Below are 16,807 nucleotides of genomic sequence, written 5' to 3' on the forward strand. Positions count from 1 at the left end.
ACCATGCACCATCCGCAGGCCGCCCTGGAGGTGGAGAACCTGCACAAGTCCTACGACGGCACCGAGGTGCTCAAGGGCGTGTCGCTGACCGCCCACAAGCATGAGGTGATCAGCATCATCGGCTCCAGCGGCTCGGGCAAGAGCACCTTCCTGCGCTGCATGAACCTGCTGGAGTTTCCCGACAGCGGCACCCTGCGGGTGCACGGCGAGGAGCTGGAGCTGGCCGCCGACTCGCGCGGCAACCGCTCCAAGCGCTTCCAGCGGCAGATCGAGCGGGTGCGCACGCGCCTCGGCATGGTGTTCCAGTCGTTCAACCTGTGGCCGCACATGAGCGTGCTGGAGAACGTGATGATGGGCCCCTGCATCGTCCTCGGCCGCCCGCGCGAGGAGGTGGAGGCCAAGGCGCGCAGCCTGCTGGCGCGGGTCGGCATGCTGGAGAAGTGCCACGTCTACCCCGAGTGCCTGTCCGGCGGGCAGAAGCAGCGCGTGGCCATCGCCCGTGCCCTGGCCATGGACCCGGAGGTGATGCTGTTCGATGAGCCGACCTCGGCGCTCGACCCCGAGCTGGTCGGCGAGGTGCTCCGGGTGATCCGCGAGCTGGGCGAGGAGGGCCGCACCATGATCATGGTCACCCACGAGATGCGCTTCGCCCGCGAGGTGTCCTCGCGCGTGGTCTACCTGCACCAGGGCCGCATCGAGGAGCAGGGCACGCCCGAGCAGCTGTTCGGCGATCCGCAGTCGGCCAACCTGCGGCGCCTGCTGGCCACCCAGCACTGATTTCCCCTTTTCCTACTGCCACTTTTTACTGAAAGAGTACCGACATGACTTCAGTCGTCTCCCTGCACCCGTGGAAACGCGAGGCGCACCTGACCAGTGCCGACAACCAGCTGCTGATCGATGGCGTCAATGCCGTCGAGCTGGTCGAGCGCTATGGCTCGCCGCTCTACGTCTATTCCGAGGCGCGCCTGCGCAAGAATGCCCGCGACATCCTGGAGAACTTCCGCCGCGAGCACGCCAACACCCGCGTCTGCTTCGCCAGCAAGGCCTGCGCCAACCTCGCCGTGCTCAAGGTGTTCAAGGACTGCGGCCTGGCCCTGGAGGTCAACTCCGGCGGCGAATTCCACAAGGCCTGCGTGGCGGGCTTCGCTCCCGGCGAGCTGGTGTTCAACGGCGTGGCCAAGCAGGTGCAGGAGCTGCGCGAGGTGATCGAGGCCGGCATCGGCTCGATCAACGTCGACTCGTTGTCCGAACTCGACCGCATCATCGCCGTGGCCGCCGAGCTGGGCCGCCAGGCCCGCGTGGCGCTGCGCATCATCCCGGAGATCCGCGGCGGCGCCGCCGCCGGCTGGCAGACCGGTACTTCCAGCTCGAAGTTCGGCATGACCGCCGATGAGCAGGCCGAGGCCATCGAGCGCATCCTCGCCCAGCCGCAGGCGGTGAAGATGGTCGGCGTGCACGCCCATATCGGCACCCAGATCACCGACATCGCGGTGTACCAGGCCGAGGCCGCCTTCCTCATCGACTACGTGCGCGAGGTGAGCGAGCGCCTGCCCTATGCCCTGGAACATGTGAACCTGGGCGGCGGCTTCGCCAAGAACTACAGCAGCGCCGAGGAAAACTTCGCCACGGTGGCGCCGCACTATCGCGACAACTACCGCACCGACATCGACTTCGCCCGGCTCGCCCAGCAGCTGATCCGCCCGATCAGCCAGGCGCTGGGGCAGGGCATCCAGATCATCGTCGAGCCGGGGCGCAGCATGGTCAGCGACACCGCCATCCTGCTGACCCGCATCGAGGCGCACAAGGCGCGCCAGACCCCGGTGTGCTACCTGGACGCCGGCTACAGCGTGCTGTTCGATCTGTACAACGGCTGGTACTTCCACATGCTCAACGCCTCGCGCAGCGACGACCGCGACACGGCGCTGTTCCGCATGGCAGGCCCGCTGTGCGACAGCAGCGACACCTACTACGACATCGAGGGCGAGGGCGCGGTGGCCGAGCTGATCGCCGAGCAGCCGGCGCTGGCCGAGCATCGCGCGGTGCTGGAGCAGGTGCTGGTGCACCAGCCCAACCTGCGCGAGCTGCCGGCGGCCACGGCCCAGGGCGATGTGATCGCGCTGCTGGATGTCGGCGCCTACGCGCTGGAGATGATGAGCCAGTACTGCGGCCGGCAGGCCGCCGCCGCCGTGCTGGTCGATCAGCGTCAGGGCAGCCGGCTGATCCGCCGCCGCGCCGAGTACGCCGACCTGCTCAGCCATGATGTCGACTGAACGCAACGGCGTGTCGCCTGAGGGGCAGCCCCGCGCTGCCCCTTGGGTGGTCGGCAATGCTAAGGTCTGCCAGGAGCCGCCACCATGACGGCCTGCCTGGGAGAGCCATCGATCATGCTGTCGCCCCGCGAGCGCCTTATGCGCAACCTGGACTGGAACCTGCTGTACACCTTCCTGGTGATAGTCGAGGAAAGCAGCATCACCGGCGCGGCGCGCAAGCTGTCGCTCAGCCAGCCCAGCGTCAGCAATGCCCTCAAGCGCCTGGAAGAACACCTGGGCATGCGCCTGATCCAGCGCAAGAAGGGCATGTTCTCCCTGACCGAGCAGGGCTTGCGGGTCTACGAGTACATTTCCTCGGCCGGCAGCATCATCGGCAAGATGGCCGAGCAGTACGCCGGCGAGGCCGGTGCGGTGCTTGGCGAGCTGCATATCCAGGTCGCCAGCCATGTCAGCTGCCAGCCCTTCGACGACAGCCTGGCGCAGTTCCACCGTCTCTATCCCAATGTGCTGATCAGCCTCAGCTCCCAGCCCAGCGCCGATATCGTCGACGCGGTGGCCCGGGATGATCTGCATATCGGCATCAGCAACAAGAAAACCGCCCAGACCGGCCTGCACTTCGACCTGCTCGGCTACGAGCAGATGGCCTTCTATTGCGGCCCGCACCACCCGCTGTTCGGCCGCGCGGACCTGACTGCGGCGGACCTGCGCGGCCTGGCCTATGTCTCCTTCGAGAGCGACCAGCCTGGCGAAGGCCTCAGTGCGGTCAACTCGGTGCGCACCGAACAGCAGTTCTGGGGCCGCCTGGTGGCGGTGTCGCCCAACGAGGAGGAGGTGCGCCGCCTGATCCTCGCCGGCCTCGGCTTCGGCGCCCTGACCGTGGAGGGGGCCAAGCCCTTCGTGGCGCAGAAGCTGCTGTTCCAGCTGCCGCCCTATGACCAGCTGCCGGTCAACGAGGTGTACCTGGTCACGCCGGAGAACCAGCTGCTGAGCGACGTGGAGCAGCTGTTTATCGGCCTGCTGCGCGAGGCCACCGTGGCGGCGGTCAGGGGGCGGTATTTCAAATAGGCGGCACCCTACAGATAGATCAGGGTGCCAGACCTCAGGCCATGCCAGCCATGCGGCGTCGCTGAGTCTACGTGCCGTCCCGGTTCAGATCGCCTTGCTGCGGCGCAGCTCGTCGATCTGCTCGGCGCTGTAGCCGAGGCGGCCCAGCACCGCCGCGTTGTGCTCGCCCAGCTCGGGGCCGGTCCATTCCACGCCGCCCGGCGTCTCGCTCAGCTTGGGCACGATGCCGGGCATCTTGAACGGCTTGCCGTCCGGCAGCTTGGCGGAGAGGAACATCTCGCGGGCGAGGAATTGCGGGTCCTTGAACATGTCTTCGGCCGAGTAGATGCGGCTGGCCGGCACCTCGGCGCGCACCAGGGTGGCTTCCACCTCGGCCAGCGGCAGGCTGGCGGTCCAGCGGTCGATCACCCCGTACAGCTCATCGCGGCGGGCATCGCGGCCGGCGTTGTCGGCCAGGTCTGCCGCTTCTGCCAGATCATCGCGGCCGATGGCGCGCATGAAACGCTGGAAGATCGCATCGCCGTTGGCGCCGATCTGGATGTGCTTGCCATCGGCGCAGGTATGGATGGAGGAGGGCGTGATGCCGGGCATGATGTTGCCGGTGCGCTCGCGGATGAAGCCGAACACGTCGAACTCCGGCACCATGCTTTCCATCATGGCGAAGATCGCCTCGTACAGCGCCACGTCGACCACCTGGCCGGTGCCGCCGTTGACCTCGCGGTGCCGCAGCGCCATCAAGGCGCCGATCACCCCCCACAGCGCGGCGATCGAGTCGCCGATGCTGATGCCGGTGCGCACCGGCGGGCGGTCCTCGAAGCCGGTGATGTAGCGCAGCCCGCCCATGGACTCGCCCACCGCGCCGAAGCCGGGCTGGTCCTGCATCGGCCCGGTCTGGCCGAAGCCGGACAGGCGCACCATCACCAGTCTGGGGTTGAGCGCATGCAGCACGTCCCAGCCGAGGCCGAGCTTTTCCAGCACGCCAGGGCGGAAGTTCTCGATCAGGATGTCGGCCTCGCCGAGCAGCTTCTTCAGCACTTCGCGGCCGGCCTCGTGCTTGAGGTTGAGGGTGATCGACTGCTTGTTGCGCGCCTGCACGAACCACCACAGCGAGGTGCCCTCGTACAGCTTGCGCCACTTGCGCAGCGGGTCGCCGCCATCCGGCGACTCGACCTTGACCACCTCGGCACCGAACTCGGCGCAGATGCGCGAGGCGAACGGCCCGGCGATCAGGGTGCCGAGTTCGACCACTTTCAGGCCGGCGAGGGGTTTGCTGGGGATCATGGCGGCTCCGGGGCAGAAGGGGAGCGCATAAGCCTATGCCATTGCGCGCCGGCTGGGGAGCGTGGGGCGCATGGCGAGGCTGTTGCACGCCGGCATTGTGCGGTTAAATCGCCGGCGCACGCACAGATAGCCTGGATCATGGAGCACAACGGAAGGTGAAAGCCTGGATAGTCCCGCGCCTGCAGCTGCTGCTCGGCATCGCCGCCTTGATGCTGGCGCTGCAGCTGGTCAACAGCCTCAGCGGCAATGCCTTGAATGTCTGGGGCGTACTGCCGCGCGAGTCGGCCAGCCTGCCGGGCATCCTCGCCGCCCCCTGGTTGCATGCCGGCTGGCTGCACCTGCTCAACAACCTGCCGGGGCTGCTGGTGCTGGGCTGGCTGGTCAGCCTGGGCTCGTTGCGCCGCCTGCTCGGTGCCAGCGCCTTCATCATCCTCGGCAGCGGCCTGCTGGTCTGGCTGTTCGCCCGCCCGGGCATGCACCTGGGCGCCAGCGGCTGGCTGTTCGGCCTGTGGGGCCTGCTGCTGGCCCAGGCCTGGTTCCAGCGCAGCCTGGGCAACCTGCTGGTCGCCGTGCTGGTGCTGTTCTACTACGGCGGCTGGTGGTTCGGCCTGTTGCCGAGCCAGGGCGTGTCCTTCGAGTACCACCTGTTCGGCGCGCTGTGCGGGGTGCTGTTCGCGGCCCTGGAGCAGCGTCTGGCCGGTCGTGGCGAGCAACCCTAGCCGGCGGCCTGTGGCGGCAGCAGGCCGTTGCTCAGGGTATGGAGCAGTTTCTCATGCAGCTTGCGAGCGCGTGCTGGTGCTTGTTGCTGTTCGATGGCTTGGCGCAGAGGCGTCAGGAGGTTGCGGCCGCCGATCAGAATGCTGCAGTCAAGCGCATCGATTGCATCGGTCAGGCGCTGGTGGCGAATGTGGTTAAGCACGATGCCCTGTGATAACTCATGGCTGCAGGCTCCCTGGGTGTTCAGCTCATCGCGCAGGGCAATGGCGGGCAGGTGCTGGTCGATACTCAGATAGGTATGCGCGACATCTTCCAAGTTCAGCTGATGGCCGTATTCATCGTCATCCTCGTTGGGATGGTCCTTGAGTTGTTGCACCAGCTCGTCCAGCAGTTTCCCGGCCGCCGTATTCTGGCCGAGCGCATGCAGCAGCTTGGCCTGAGCGCTGTAGCGCGGCAGCTTGTCTGACGTGCTCAGTTGGCTGTTGAACCGGGTGATCTGTTCCAGGCTGGTACGGATCAGTGTCTGATCGCGGCGGGGGGCAGACAGCTGGGTTTGAGCTTGCAGTCGGGCTTCCAGAGTCAGCAGGTGATACCAGCCCTCGTGCTCCTTGCCACGTAGTTGCTTTAGATGGCGTTCGGCCTGCTGCAGCTGCGCAGCACTCCAGCTCGGTTGCTGCTCATGGTTGTAGGTAAATAGCCGGAGTCGCAACTCGATGTGCTGTTCGGGGCTCTGCACTCGCTTCTGCAACAAGGCATCGACCGCCGCAGTTTCGCCACGTTGCAGGTGCCACTGCATAAGACTCAGGAGTAATTCGTCGGCGGCATGAGTGGCCACGAAGTCAATCAGGCGCAAGGCCTTGTCTGGCTGATTGGCGTTGAGGGCAATGTTCAGCAGTTTGTCGTAGGTGTCGACGGGAATGTCGCTGCCGCTTTCGCTCAGCAGAGCAAAGGCCGGCTCTAGTTCGCCGGCCTCGAACAGCACGCTGGCGGCGCTGGTTTTGTAGGGGGCGGGCAGTTGCTCGGCTAGCTCTATGACCCGGACGCTGCCGTCCTGTTGGAAAAACTCCTGGAGAATGGCGCGCAACTCATCCCACGACAGTTCACCGTCCGCTCCCAGAGTGGACCAGGCCCAGGCAATGCTCAAGGCCGCGGCTTTATTCATGTTGAAGCGGCGCTGCAGGCGGGCAACCTCCAGGCTGTGGGCACGGGAAAGCGTGTAGGCCCCGGCGACTTCTTGCATTTCGCTGAGGAGTTTGAGGAGTTTCAGGGCTTCCTGCTCTTTGCCGTTAGCCAGATCCAGCTGGATGCTGACGACATGCCCATCGATCGGCAGCTGCGCATTGGCATTTTGCAGCAGCGTTTTGGCCGCCTGCGACTCGCCCTGTTGCAGCATCACTTCCAGGATGGTTTTCAGCGGTTCGGATTTGTTGGCTTTGCTCAACTCGGCCAAGGCTTGCTCGCCTGCCGAACGGTGGCCGGCCTTGATCAGCTCCGGCGCAACGATTTGCATGGCCCGCTGCCGTGCGGGACCGTCCAGGCGTTGGGCAATCTCCAGTGCCAACAGGGGCTCGCTCATGGCGACCAGGGTGACACGGTTGATCTGCGCAGACTCTTGCGGGGTAAGCCGCAAGGCCAGGGCTTTTCTGTGGCGATAAAAGAGGTAGATCGCCAGTACGGCAACCCCGATGACCATCCCTGCATACACTTCCATGTGCTTCCTTTCCATTCGTCGCTGGCCGGTACGCGGGTTGCGCATCGCCTTGGATCGCGCGGGTTATAAGTGCCGGGCGCGGGTGTGGCAACCCTGATCGGCAGTTTGTGGGACTCCTGCCGCAGTCGCCGATGTGCCGAACGGGCGCATGGCAGCCGGGCAGGGCGAGATGTTTCGGGGTAGACTTGGCGGCTTTCCAGAACATCAAGAAGCCTGCCCATGGCCCTGCAAGCCACGCCCTACAAAGTCGACCTGAACCTCACCGATATCGATCGCAGCATCTACGAGAGCCTGCGCTTCACCGTGGCCAAGCACCCCTCGGAAACCGAGGAACGCCTGTGCGTGCGGCTGATCGCCTATGCGCTGTGGTACCACGAGCAGCTGGCCTTCGGGCGCGGCCTGTCGGATATCGACGAGCCGGCGCTGTGGGAGAAGAGCCTGGACGACCGCGTGCTGCACTGGATCGAAGTCGGTCAGCCGGACGCCGAGCGCATCACCTGGTGTTCGCGGCGCACCGAGAAGTTCAGCCTGGTGGCCTACGGCAACCTGCGCGTGTGGCAGAGCAAGGTGCTCGACAGCGTGCGCAACCTGAAGAACATCAACGTGGTCGGCGTGCAGCAGGAAGCCCTGGAAAACCTCGCCCGCGACCTGCCGCGCACGGTCAGCTGGAGCGTGATGATCAGCGACGGCGAGCTGTTCGTCACCGACGAGCGCGGCCAGCACGAGATTCCCCTGGAGTGGCTGGTCGGCGAACGCTGAGTTCAGCTTCTGACGTAGCCCGGATGCTATCCGGGCAACTGTGTCGTGATGATCCCGGATTGCATCCGGGCTACGTATTGCCGCCAGCTTGCATAGAACAACCGGAATACCCATGCGCATCGAACCCCGCCCGCTTCCCGCCAGCCTGCCCGACCTCGGTGACCTGCCGCCGCTGCTGACCCGCCTGTATGCGGCGCGTGGCGTGCAGTCCCAGGCCGAGCTGGACAAGGGCCTGGCGCGGCTGATCCCGTATCAGCAGCTCAAGGGCATCGACGCGGCCGTCGACCTGCTGGTGCAGGCCCTTGAGCGGCGCCAGCGCATCCTCATCGTCGGCGACTTCGATGCCGACGGCGCCACCGCCAGCTCGGTCGGCATGCTTGGCCTGCGCATGCTCGGCGCGGCGCATGTCGACTACCTGGTGCCCAATCGCTTCGAATACGGCTACGGCCTGACCCCGGAGATCGTCGCCGTGGCCCTGCAGCGCCAGCCCGACCTGCTGCTGACCGTGGACAACGGCATCTCCAGCGTCGAGGGGGTGGCCGCGGCCAAGGCCGCCGGGCTGACCGTGCTGGTCACCGACCACCACCTGCCGGGCCCGGAACTGCCGGCGGCCGATGCCATCGTCAACCCCAACCAGCCGGGCTGCGAGTTCCCGAGCAAGGCGCTGGCCGGGGTCGGGGTGATGTTCTATGTGCTGCTGGCCCTGCGCGCCAAACTCCGCGAAATCGGCTGGTTCGCCAGCAGCGGTATCGCCGAGCCGAACCTGGGCGAACTGCTCGATCTGGTCGCCCTGGGCAGCGTGGCCGACGTGGTGCCGCTGGATGCCAACAACCGCATCCTGGTGCACCAGGGCCTGGCGCGCATCCGTGCCGGGCGTGCGCGTCCGGGGTTGCGCGCGGTGCTGGAAGTGGCCGGGCGGCAGCATGGGCGCATCACCTCCACCGACCTCGGCTTCATCCTCGGCCCGCGCCTGAACGCGGCCGGGCGCCTGGACGACATGAGCCTGGGCATCGAATGCCTGCTGTGCGACGACGAAGCGCTGGCCCGCGACATGGCCCAGCAGCTCGACGAGCTGAACAAGGACCGCAAGGCCATCGAACAGGGCATGCAGCGCGAGGCCCTGGCCCAGCTCAAGGACCTGCCGCTGGCCGACATGCCGTTCGGCCTGTGCCTGTTCGAGCCGGACTGGCACCAGGGGGTGATCGGCATCCTCGCCTCGCGCCTGAAGGAGCGCTACCACCGCCCGGCCATCGCCTTCGCCGATGCCGGCGAGGGTGTGCTGAAAGGCTCGGCCCGTTCGGTGCCGGGCCTGCATATCCGCGATGCGCTGGACGCGGTCGCGGCCAGGCATCCGGGGCTGATCAGCAAGTTCGGCGGGCATGCCATGGCCGCCGGCCTGTCGCTGCCCCAGGAAAACTACGGCGCCTTCGCCGCCGCCTTCGATGCCGAGGTGCGCCGCCAGCTGAGCGAGGACGACCTGACCGGACGCCTGCTGTCCGACGGCCAACTGGGCGTCGAGGAATTCCACCTGGAACTGGCCAAGGCCCTGCGCCATGCCGGGCCCTGGGGCCAGCATTTCCCCGAGCCGCTGTTCCACGGCGTGTTCCAGATCGTCCAGCAGCGCCTGGTCGGCGACAAGCACCTCAAGCTGGTGCTGAAGACCGAATGCGGCGGCCAGACCCTGGATGGCATCGCCTTCAATATCGACCGCGAGGTCTGGCCCAACCCCAACGTGCGCTGGGTCGAGCTGGCCTACAAGCTGGACGTCAACGAGTACCAGGGCCGCGAGAGCGTGCAGCTGATGGTGGCGCATCTGGCGCCGCGCTGAGGTTCGCCGCTGCGTGGGGTGCGCCATGCGCACCGGTCAGGCTCTGGTGTGCTCATGGTGCGCATGGCGCACCCTACGGTGAAGGGCCGGCGCGTTTAGCCTTGTGGCATCGGCGGCGTCGAGCCATCGACCAGCGCCCGTGCGCTGACGTCCTGCCAGCGCGACAGCAGCTGCGGCGACTGTTTGGACTGGCGCTGCGGCGCGCTGCCGAGAAAGATCCCGTGGTTGTTGAAGGCATATACCGGCAGCAGGTCGTGGCGCTGGCCGGCCGGGCTGATCTGCTGTTGCAGGTTGTCGAGGATCAGCGGCTCGGCGCTCGGGCTCGGATAGTAGGCCAGCACCATATGCGCCTGCTGGCGCTGCAGGGCCTTGACGAAGGTCAGGCGCAGCTTGGCGCTGGGCACGCCCAGGCGTACCAGGCTGAAGTACTTGGCGATGGCAAAGTCTTCGCAATCACCACGGCCGCGGCTGAGGGTTTCCTGCGGCGTGGCCCAGTAGTCGGCCTCGCCCCAGACCTCGGCGTCTTCGCCATGCACGATGCTGCGGTTGATGAAGCGGTTAACCCTTTGCAGGCGCTCACGTTCGCTGCCGCTGGTCTGCATCAGCAGGCCTTGCCAGGCGTCCAGTCGACTCTGGCTGAGGGCCGACGCCAGTGCCGAGCCGCTGCTGACGGTGCTTTCGTCGGCCGCGCTCAAGCCAGCGTTCAGGTAGAGCAGCAGGGCGCAGGCAGCACCCAGCGTGCGGCGCGCGAGGAGTCGGGTGGTTGCAAGCATGGAGGGGCGTTGGGCCAGGGTGCGGTTCGCCAGGACGGCAGCCGCTTCTCGTTATGGGCTTGATCCTAGGGGGCCAGCCGCCCGGCAGCTAGGGCCGTGCTGTGATGGCCCGCACCCTTTGCACGCAAGGCAAGCCTCGGGGCCGACGAACGGTCGCTAGCGTGGCGGCAGGTGCATCAGCAGCGCCCAGGGTGCATTGCAGTTGCCGACGAAGATCGGCTGCAGCAGCTGTACCTGGCCATCGCGCTGGCGCTGGCACAGCGGCTTGCCGTCGCGGATGGCCTGGCGCAGCTCGTTGTTCAGCTCGCCGGCCTGGCTGCCCAGGCGGCTGGCGTCGGGGTGGGTGACGTAGGTGGCCTGGTTCGACAGCAGGGCGAAATGGCCGTGGCCGAACGGCTTGTGCTGGGCCAGGCGTTCCTGCAGCTGGGCCAGGGTGTAGTCGGCGCCGAGGATGCCGAGGAACTGGCTGCCGAGAAACATCGGGGTCATGAACGAGGTCATCAGCACCGTGCGCCCGCCAATCGGATAGTCGTAGGGCTCCATGAACACGTCGCGGGCCTTGCGCTTGGGCAGCTGGTACCAGTCGTCTGTCTCGTAGCCGACCAGGCACTCACGCTGCGGCAGGCCGCTGCCACGGTTCCAGTAGGCCAGGATGCGGCCGCTGGCGTCATGCCCGGGCTGGCCGGCGAAGGCGCTGTCACGACCATCCAGCACGTTGCTTTCGCAGGCGCAGGCGAAGGCCAGCAGGTCCGGGTTCTGTACCAGGTACTGCTGCATCACCGCATCGATCTGTTCGCGCTGCGGGTCAAGTCCCTTGGTCTTCATGCCGACGATGAAACTCTTCAGGCCATACAGGGCGGTGGCCATCACGCTGAACTGGCCCTGCAGCTGCAGGGCCTCATGGGCCAGCAGCACCTGGGCCTGTTCCAGCAGGCTGGCCTGCTCGGCCTGTTCCACATCGGCCAGGGCCTTCTGGCTTTCCTGGCGGATGGCGCCGACCACAGTGCCGATCTCGCTGGTGGCCTCGGCAGACTGGCTGGCCAGGCGCCGCACTTCGTCGGCGACCACGGCAAAGCCGCGACCCTGCTCGCCGGCGCGGGCGGCCTCGATGGCGGCGTTGAGCGCCACCAGGTTGGTGTGCTTGGCGATCTGGCGGATCACGTCCGCGACCTTGCCGATTTCGCCCCAGCGGGTATTCAGGCCGGCGATCAGCTGCTTGACCTGATCGATGGTGGTACGGGTGCTGTCTTCCTGGGCCAGGGCGTTACTGCGGGAATCTGACATCTGACTTAGTCCGAGCGGGGTGGGGCAGGAGAGAGCGGCCAAGGTGGTCGCCGAGCCGGCAGTAAAGGCGTTGCCGGAGAGGCGGCACAGGTCTGACGCCTGTGCCGCGCAGGTCTTACCAGCCGAGTTGCTTGTTGAAGCCCAGCGCGTCGTAGTAGTCGCCCTGGTAGGCGATCTTGCCGTCCTTGATGCGCACGAAGCTGACCCCTTCGAACTTCACCGGTTTGCCGGTAGCCGGGGTTTCTGCGCTCCAGGCGCCGGTGTTGGTGCCGCTGAATACCCACTGGAAGGCGATACCGTCGGCGCTGATGATCGGCGCGCCGGTCATTTCCCACTTGAGGTCGGGAATGGCAGTGACGAATACCTTGATCACGTTGTCGCGGGCGGCGGCGCGGCCTTTCTGCGCGGTGCCGACGGTGACGTCGTAATACTCGGCGTCTTCGGCGAGAAACTCGCCGGCCTTGTCGGCATCGTGGGCATTCCAGGCGGCCATGTAGCCATCGACTATGGCCTTGGCGTCATCCGCCGCCTGGGCCAGGCCGGCGAGGGCGAACAGGGCGAAGAAGCTGATAGTGCGCAGTGCGTTTTTCATTGTTATTGCTCCAGCTCGTTGTGGGGATTCGTAGGGTGGATGTCGCTTTGTACATCCACCATGAGCGCGCTGTGGTGGATCGATGAAGCGCGATCCACCCTACGCAGGCCTTCGTCAGTGCTTGAACATCACGTGGCGGATGGCGGTGTAATCCTCGAGGCCATACATCGACATGTCCTTGCCGTAGCCGGACAGCTTCATGCCGCCGTGGGGCATCTCGCTGACCAGCATGAAGTGGGTGTTGACCCAGGTGCAGCCGTACTGCAGGCGCGCGGCCATGCGATGGGCGCGGCCGACGTCGCGGGTCCACACCGAGGAGGCCAGGCCGTAGTCGGAGGCGTTGGCCCAGGCCAGGGCCTGCGCTTCGTCGTCGAACGGGGTGACCGAGACCACCGGGCCGAACACCTCGCGGCAGACGATTTCATCGGTCTGCCGGGCGCCGGCCAGTACCGTCGGCAGGAAGAAGAAGCCGTTGCCGGCCGGGGCCTTGCCGCCGGTGACCACTTCGATGTGCGACTGCGCGCTGGCGCGTTCGACGAAGCCGGCCACGCGCTGGCGATGCGCATCGGTGATCAGCGGGCCCAGCTCGGTGCCGGCGTCGTCCTGCAGGCCGTGCTTGATCGAACCGACCGCGGCGCCGAGGGCGGCGACGAACTTCTCGTAGACGCCCTTCTGCGCGTAGATGCGGCAGGCGGCGGTGCAGTCCTGGCCGGCGTTGTAGAAGCCGAAGGTGCGGATGCCTTCCACGGCGGCGTCGATGTCGGCGTCGTTGAAGATGATCACCGGGGCCTTGCCGCCCAGCTCCATATGCATGCGTTTCACGCTGGCCGCCGTGCTGGCGATGATGTTGGCGCCGGTGGGAATGGAGCCGGTTAGCGACACCATGCGTACCTTGGGGTGGGTGACCAGCGGCTCGCCGACGCTGGCGCCGCGGCCGAAGACGATGTTGACCACGCCGGCCGGGAAGATCCCGGCAATCAGCTGGCCCAGGCGCAGGGCGGTCAGCGGGGTCTGCTCGGACGGCTTGAGCACCACGCAGTTGCCGGCGGCCAGGGCCGGGGCCAGCTTCCAGGCGGCCATCATCAGCGGATAGTTCCACGGTGCGATGGAGGCGACCACGCCGATCGGGTCGCGGCGGATCATCGAGGTATGGCCGGGCAGGTACTCGCCGGCGGCGGAACCCTGCAGGCAGCGCGCGGCGCCGGCGAAGAAGCGGAATACGTCGGCGATCGCCGGCAGCTCGTCGTTACGGGCGGCGGCGTAGGGCTTGCCGCAGTTCTGCGACTCCAGGCGGGCCAGTTCGTCGGCGTTGGCGTCGATGGCGTCGGCCAGGGCCAGCAGCAGGGCGGAGCGCTGGCCTGGGGTGGTCTGCGACCAGCCGTCGAAGGCGGCGTCGGCGGCGCGCACGGCGGCGTCGATCTGCTCCGGGGTGGCTTCGGGAATCTGGATCAGGGGGCTGCCCAGGGAGGGGTTGAGCACCGGCTGCGCGGCACCGAGGCCGTCGACCAGTTCGCCGTTGATCAGCAGTTTGGTTTGCATCGCATAAACCTCGCTATGGGGGCTGCATGAATATTCCCGTAGGGTGGATCGGGGCGCGTAGCTGGCGCTTTTTCCATCCACCCTGGGCATCTCTACGGGCTGTGGTGGATCGATGAGGCGCGATCCACCCTACTTTTTGCTCTGTGTCTCTACTTGCCGCTGCCGGCCACGCCTTCGCCGCCCTTGGTCAGGTAGTAGGCGCCGAGGATCGGCAGCATGGTCACGATCATCACCAGCATCGCCACCACGTTGGTCACCGGCACATCGCGCGGGCGCGACAGTTGGTTGAGCAGCCACAGCGGCAGGGTGCGTTCGTGGCCGGCGGTGAAGGTGGTGACGATGATCTCGTCGAACGACAGGGCGAAGGCCAGCATGCCGCCGGCCAGCAGGGCCGAGCCGAGGTTGGGCAGGACGATGTAGCGGAAGGTCTGCCAGCCGTCGGCACCCAGGTCCATGCTCGCCTCGATCAGGCTGTGGCTGGTGCGGCGAAAGCGGGCGATGACGTTGTTGTAGACGATCACCACGCAGAAGGTGGCATGGCCGATGACGATGGTCAGGAAACCCGGCTCGATGCCGAAGCTCTTGAACGCCGCCAGCAGCGCCAGGCCGGTGATGATGCCGGGCAGGGCGATCGGCAGGATCAGCAGCATGGAGATGCTCTCCTTGCCGAAGAAGTCGCGGCGGTACAGCGCGGCGGCGGCCAGGGTGCCGAGGATCATCGCCACCAGCGTGGCCAGGGCGGCGATCTGCGCCGACAGCTCGATCGCCTCCAGCACGTCCGGGCGCGCCAGGGCCACGCTGAACCAGTTCAGGGTGAAGCCCTGGGGCGGAAAGCTGAAGCCCGCGCTCTCGGTGTTGAAGGCGTACATGAAGATGATCAGGATCGGGAAGTGCAGAAACACCAACCCGCCCCAGGCGGCCAGTTTCAGGCCGAGGGAAGCTTTCTCAGAGTGCATCGAAGGCCCCCAGGCGTTTGACGATGGACAGGTAGATGGCGATCAGCACGATCGGCACCAGGGTGAAGGCGGCGGCCATCGGCATGTTGCCGATCGAGCCCTGCTGCGAATACACCATGTTGCCGATGAAGAAGCCGGGCGGCCCCACCAGCTGCGGCACGATGAAGTCGCCCAGGGTCAGGCTGAAGGTGAAGATCGAGCCGGCGGCGATGCCGGGGATCGACAGCGGCAGGATCACCTGCATGAAGGTCTGCCGGGGCTTGGCGCCGAGGTCGGCGGAAGCCTGCAGCAAGGAGGGCGGCAGGCGCTCCAGCGACGCCTGGATCGGCAGGATCATGAACGGCAGCCAGATGTAGACGAACACCAGGAAGCGTCCCAGGTGCGAGGTCGACAGGGTATTGCCGCCCACTCCCGGCACGCCCAGGATGAACTCCAGCAGCGGTTGCAGGTGCAGTTGCTGGATGAACCACATGGCCACCCCGCCCTTGGCCAGCAGCAGGGTCCAGGCATAGGCCTTGACGATGTAGCTGGCCCACATCGGCAGCATCACCGCGATGTAGAAGAACGCCTTGGTCTTGCCCGTGGTGTAGCGCGCCATGTAGTAGGCGATGGGGAAGGCCACCAGGGCGCTGGCGATCGACACCGCCACCGCCATGCCGACGGTGCGCAGGATGATGTCGAAGTTGGCGGCCTGGAACAGCGCCAGGAAGTTGGCCAGCGTGAGGGTCGGGGTGACCGTCATGCTGAAGTCGTCGAAGGTGTAGAAACCTTGCCACAGCAGGGTCAGCAGCGAACCCAGGTACACCGCGCCGAACCACAGCAGCGGCGGAATCAGCAGCAGCGACAGGTACAGCGTCGGCTTGCGGTAGAGCAGGTCGGACAGCCGGCGCATCGGGCCGCCGCCGGTGCTGTCGAGGGCGAGAGTCTGGCTGCTCATGTCACACGTCCTCGCGCAGGCCGACCATGGCGCCACGGGCCCAGCGCGCGCTGACCCGCTGGCCCGGCTGCACCGGCGCCTCGCCCAGTTGCCATTGATTGTTGGCCTGGCTGACGGAGAAGTTCTGGCCGTTCTCCAGCTGGATCTCGAAGCGGGTGGCGGCGCCCTGGTACTGGATGTCGTGGAGCAGGCCGCTGACTTCCACCTCGTCGCTGCCCAGCGCCTCGCCGTTGCTCAGGCGGGTGTGTTCCGGGCGGATCGACACCGGCAGCGGCGAGCCGTTGATGCGTGCGGCCAGCTCGCCCTTGAGCACGTTGGAAGTGCCGACGAACTCGGCGACGAACGGGGTGGCCGGCTTCATGTACAGGTTGCGCGGGGTGTCGACCTGCTCGATGCGGCCCTTGTTGAACACCGCCACGCGGTCCGACATGGACAGCGCTTCGCTCTGGTCGTGGGTGACGAAGATGAAGGTGATGCCGAGTTGGCGCTGCAGCTTCTTCAGCTCGCTCTGCATCTGCTCGCGCAGCTTGAGGTCCAGCGCCCCCAGCGGCTCGTCGAGCAGCAGCACCCGCGGGCGGTTGACCAGGGCGCGGGCCAGGGCCACGCGCTGGCGCTGGCCGCCGGACAGCTGCGCCGGTTTGCGCGCGCCGTAGCTGCCGAGGGCGACCATGCCCAGGGCGTCCTCGGCGCGGGCCAGGCGTTCGGACTTGCCGACGCCCTTGACCTTGAGGCCGTAGGCGACGTTTTCCAGCACGTTCATGTGCGGGAACAGGGCGTAATCCTGGAACACCGTGTTGACGTCGCGCCGGTAGGGCGGCAGGCCCGCGGCCTCCACCCCATGAATACGAATGGAGCCAGCACTGGGCTGCTCGAAGCCGGCGATCAGGCGCAGGCAGGTGGTCTTGCCCGAGCCGGAAGGACCGAGCATGGAGAAGAACTCGCCATCCTGGATGTCGATGGACACCCGGTCGACGGCTTTGACGTCGCCGAACGCGCGGGACACATCGGTAAATTGCACTGCAAGGGTCATTTCAAGAACTCCAGGATAAAAGCCATCCACCACCGTCTCGCCCGGGTTGGGTTTGCCGACACAAG

The 16,807-nt window shown here is 66.6% G+C and carries 15 protein-coding genes and 1 pseudogene; 6 read left to right on the forward strand and 10 right to left on the reverse strand.

Annotated features, from left to right (window positions below; all coding sequences use genetic code 11):
• The first annotated feature begins 3 nt into the window (after positions 1-3).
• The 3 genes from F3I62_RS12200 to F3I62_RS12210 all read left to right on the forward strand — a co-directional run bounded on the left by F3I62_RS12200 (position 4) and on the right by F3I62_RS12210 (position 3,335).
• Positions 4-777, forward strand: a complete 774-nt coding sequence (locus F3I62_RS12200) for an ATP-binding cassette domain-containing protein (protein WP_095939601.1) — start codon at positions 4-6, stop codon at positions 775-777.
• A gap of 44 nt (positions 778-821) precedes the next feature.
• Positions 822-2,270 (forward strand): diaminopimelate decarboxylase, encoded by a 1,449-nt coding sequence (gene lysA / locus F3I62_RS12205; protein WP_160489908.1) that lies wholly within the window; start codon positions 822-824, stop codon positions 2,268-2,270.
• Positions 2,271-2,354: 84 nt separating this feature from the next.
• Positions 2,355-3,335 carry a LysR family transcriptional regulator gene (locus F3I62_RS12210; RefSeq protein WP_218572846.1) on the forward strand — a complete coding sequence of 327 codons (981 nt, stop codon included), beginning with the start codon at positions 2,355-2,357 and terminating at the stop codon, positions 3,333-3,335.
• 84 nt (positions 3,336-3,419) lie between these two features.
• On the opposite strand, the gene F3I62_RS12215 is transcribed toward F3I62_RS12210, so the two are convergent.
• A complete protein-coding gene (locus F3I62_RS12215) occupies positions 3,420-4,616 on the reverse strand; it encodes a CaiB/BaiF CoA-transferase family protein (protein WP_160489909.1) in 1,197 nt (398 codons plus the stop codon).
• A 155-nt stretch (positions 4,617-4,771) separates the two neighbouring features.
• Between F3I62_RS12215 and F3I62_RS12220 the strand changes: the two genes are divergently transcribed.
• Positions 4,772-5,335, forward strand: coding sequence for a rhomboid family intramembrane serine protease (locus F3I62_RS12220; protein ID WP_372240122.1), 564 nt, complete (start codon positions 4,772-4,774; stop codon positions 5,333-5,335).
• On the opposite strand, the gene F3I62_RS12225 is transcribed toward F3I62_RS12220, so the two are convergent.
• The gene (locus tag F3I62_RS12225; protein WP_160489910.1) at positions 5,332-7,044 is read right to left on the reverse strand and encodes a hypothetical protein; all 1,713 of its coding nucleotides are present in this window, start codon (positions 7,042-7,044) and stop codon (positions 5,332-5,334) included. The genes F3I62_RS12220 and F3I62_RS12225 overlap by 4 nt on opposite strands.
• A 219-nt stretch (positions 7,045-7,263) precedes the next feature.
• On the opposite strand from F3I62_RS12225, the gene F3I62_RS12230 reads away from it, so the two are divergent.
• Positions 7,264-7,803, forward strand: coding sequence for a YaeQ family protein (locus F3I62_RS12230; RefSeq protein ID WP_160489911.1), 540 nt, complete (start codon positions 7,264-7,266; stop codon positions 7,801-7,803).
• A 112-nt stretch (positions 7,804-7,915) separates the two neighbouring features.
• Positions 7,916-9,631, forward strand: coding sequence for a single-stranded-DNA-specific exonuclease RecJ (recJ, locus tag F3I62_RS12235; protein ID WP_160489912.1), 1,716 nt, complete (start codon positions 7,916-7,918; stop codon positions 9,629-9,631).
• A 95-nt stretch (positions 9,632-9,726) separates the two neighbouring features.
• Here recJ and F3I62_RS12240 read toward each other — a convergent pair whose 3' ends face one another.
• From F3I62_RS12240 to F3I62_RS12270, 8 genes and pseudogenes are all read right to left on the reverse strand, one after another.
• The gene (locus F3I62_RS12240; RefSeq protein WP_160489913.1) at positions 9,727-10,404 is read right to left on the reverse strand and encodes a transglutaminase-like cysteine peptidase; all 678 of its coding nucleotides are present in this window, start codon (positions 10,402-10,404) and stop codon (positions 9,727-9,729) included.
• Positions 10,405-10,560: 156 nt separating this feature from the next.
• The gene (locus F3I62_RS20545) at positions 10,561-11,271 is read right to left on the reverse strand and encodes a hypothetical protein (RefSeq protein WP_372240125.1); all 711 of its coding nucleotides are present in this window, start codon (positions 11,269-11,271) and stop codon (positions 10,561-10,563) included.
• Between the two features lie 126 nt (positions 11,272-11,397).
• Positions 11,398-11,688: pseudogene (locus F3I62_RS20305) on the reverse strand (methyl-accepting chemotaxis protein); the annotation flags it as partial.
• A gap of 115 nt (positions 11,689-11,803) precedes the next feature.
• Complete coding sequence (locus F3I62_RS12250) at positions 11,804-12,280, reverse strand: ester cyclase (protein WP_160489915.1); 477 nt, start codon at positions 12,278-12,280, stop codon at positions 11,804-11,806.
• Positions 12,281-12,394: 114 nt separating this feature from the next.
• Positions 12,395-13,819, reverse strand: coding sequence for a gamma-aminobutyraldehyde dehydrogenase (locus tag F3I62_RS12255; RefSeq protein WP_160489916.1), 1,425 nt, complete (start codon positions 13,817-13,819; stop codon positions 12,395-12,397).
• A 149-nt stretch (positions 13,820-13,968) separates the two neighbouring features.
• On the reverse strand, positions 13,969-14,775 hold the full coding sequence (locus F3I62_RS12260; protein ID WP_160489917.1) for an ABC transporter permease: 807 nt from the start codon (positions 14,773-14,775) through the stop codon (positions 13,969-13,971).
• Positions 14,765-15,712, reverse strand: a complete 948-nt coding sequence (locus tag F3I62_RS12265; protein ID WP_160489918.1) for an ABC transporter permease — start codon at positions 15,710-15,712, stop codon at positions 14,765-14,767. Before F3I62_RS12265 ends, F3I62_RS12260 begins: the two co-directional genes overlap by 11 nt.
• Position 15,713: 1 nt before the next feature.
• Complete coding sequence (locus F3I62_RS12270; RefSeq protein WP_160489919.1) at positions 15,714-16,742, reverse strand: ABC transporter ATP-binding protein; 1,029 nt, start codon at positions 16,740-16,742, stop codon at positions 15,714-15,716.
• Between the last annotated feature and the right edge of the window lie 65 nt (positions 16,743-16,807).

It is taken from the genome of Pseudomonas sp. R-28-1W-6 (assembly GCF_009799925.1).
Classification (GTDB): Bacteria; Pseudomonadota; Gammaproteobacteria; order Pseudomonadales; family Pseudomonadaceae; genus Aquipseudomonas.

Excerpts from the sequence above, each read along its gene's own strand:
- F3I62_RS12200 (WP_095939601.1), top strand. The coding sequence starts at position 4 with ATGCACCATCCGCAGGCCGCCCTGGAGGTGGAGAACCTGCACAAGTCC.
- lysA (WP_160489908.1), top strand. The coding sequence starts at position 822 with ATGACTTCAGTCGTCTCCCTGCACCCGTGGAAACGCGAGGCGCACCTG.
- F3I62_RS12210 (WP_218572846.1), top strand. The coding sequence starts at position 2,355 with ATGACGGCCTGCCTGGGAGAGCCATCGATCATGCTGTCGCCCCGCGAG.
- F3I62_RS12215 (WP_160489909.1), bottom strand. The coding sequence starts at position 4,616 with ATGATCCCCAGCAAACCCCTCGCCGGCCTGAAAGTGGTCGAACTCGGC.
- F3I62_RS12225 (WP_160489910.1), bottom strand. The coding sequence starts at position 7,044 with ATGGAAGTGTATGCAGGGATGGTCATCGGGGTTGCCGTACTGGCGATC.
- F3I62_RS12230 (WP_160489911.1), top strand. The coding sequence starts at position 7,264 with ATGGCCCTGCAAGCCACGCCCTACAAAGTCGACCTGAACCTCACCGAT.
- recJ (WP_160489912.1), top strand. The coding sequence starts at position 7,916 with ATGCGCATCGAACCCCGCCCGCTTCCCGCCAGCCTGCCCGACCTCGGT.
- F3I62_RS12240 (WP_160489913.1), bottom strand. The coding sequence starts at position 10,404 with ATGCTTGCAACCACCCGACTCCTCGCGCGCCGCACGCTGGGTGCTGCC.
- F3I62_RS20545 (WP_372240125.1), bottom strand. The coding sequence starts at position 11,271 with ATGGCCACCGCCCTGTATGGCCTGAAGAGTTTCATCGTCGGCATGAAG.
- F3I62_RS12250 (WP_160489915.1), bottom strand. The coding sequence starts at position 12,280 with ATGAAAAACGCACTGCGCACTATCAGCTTCTTCGCCCTGTTCGCCCTC.
- F3I62_RS12255 (WP_160489916.1), bottom strand. The coding sequence starts at position 13,819 with ATGCAAACCAAACTGCTGATCAACGGCGAACTGGTCGACGGCCTCGGT.
- F3I62_RS12260 (WP_160489917.1), bottom strand. The coding sequence starts at position 14,775 with ATGCACTCTGAGAAAGCTTCCCTCGGCCTGAAACTGGCCGCCTGGGGC.
- F3I62_RS12265 (WP_160489918.1), bottom strand. The coding sequence starts at position 15,712 with ATGAGCAGCCAGACTCTCGCCCTCGACAGCACCGGCGGCGGCCCGATG.
- F3I62_RS12270 (WP_160489919.1), bottom strand. The coding sequence starts at position 16,742 with ATGACCCTTGCAGTGCAATTTACCGATGTGTCCCGCGCGTTCGGCGAC.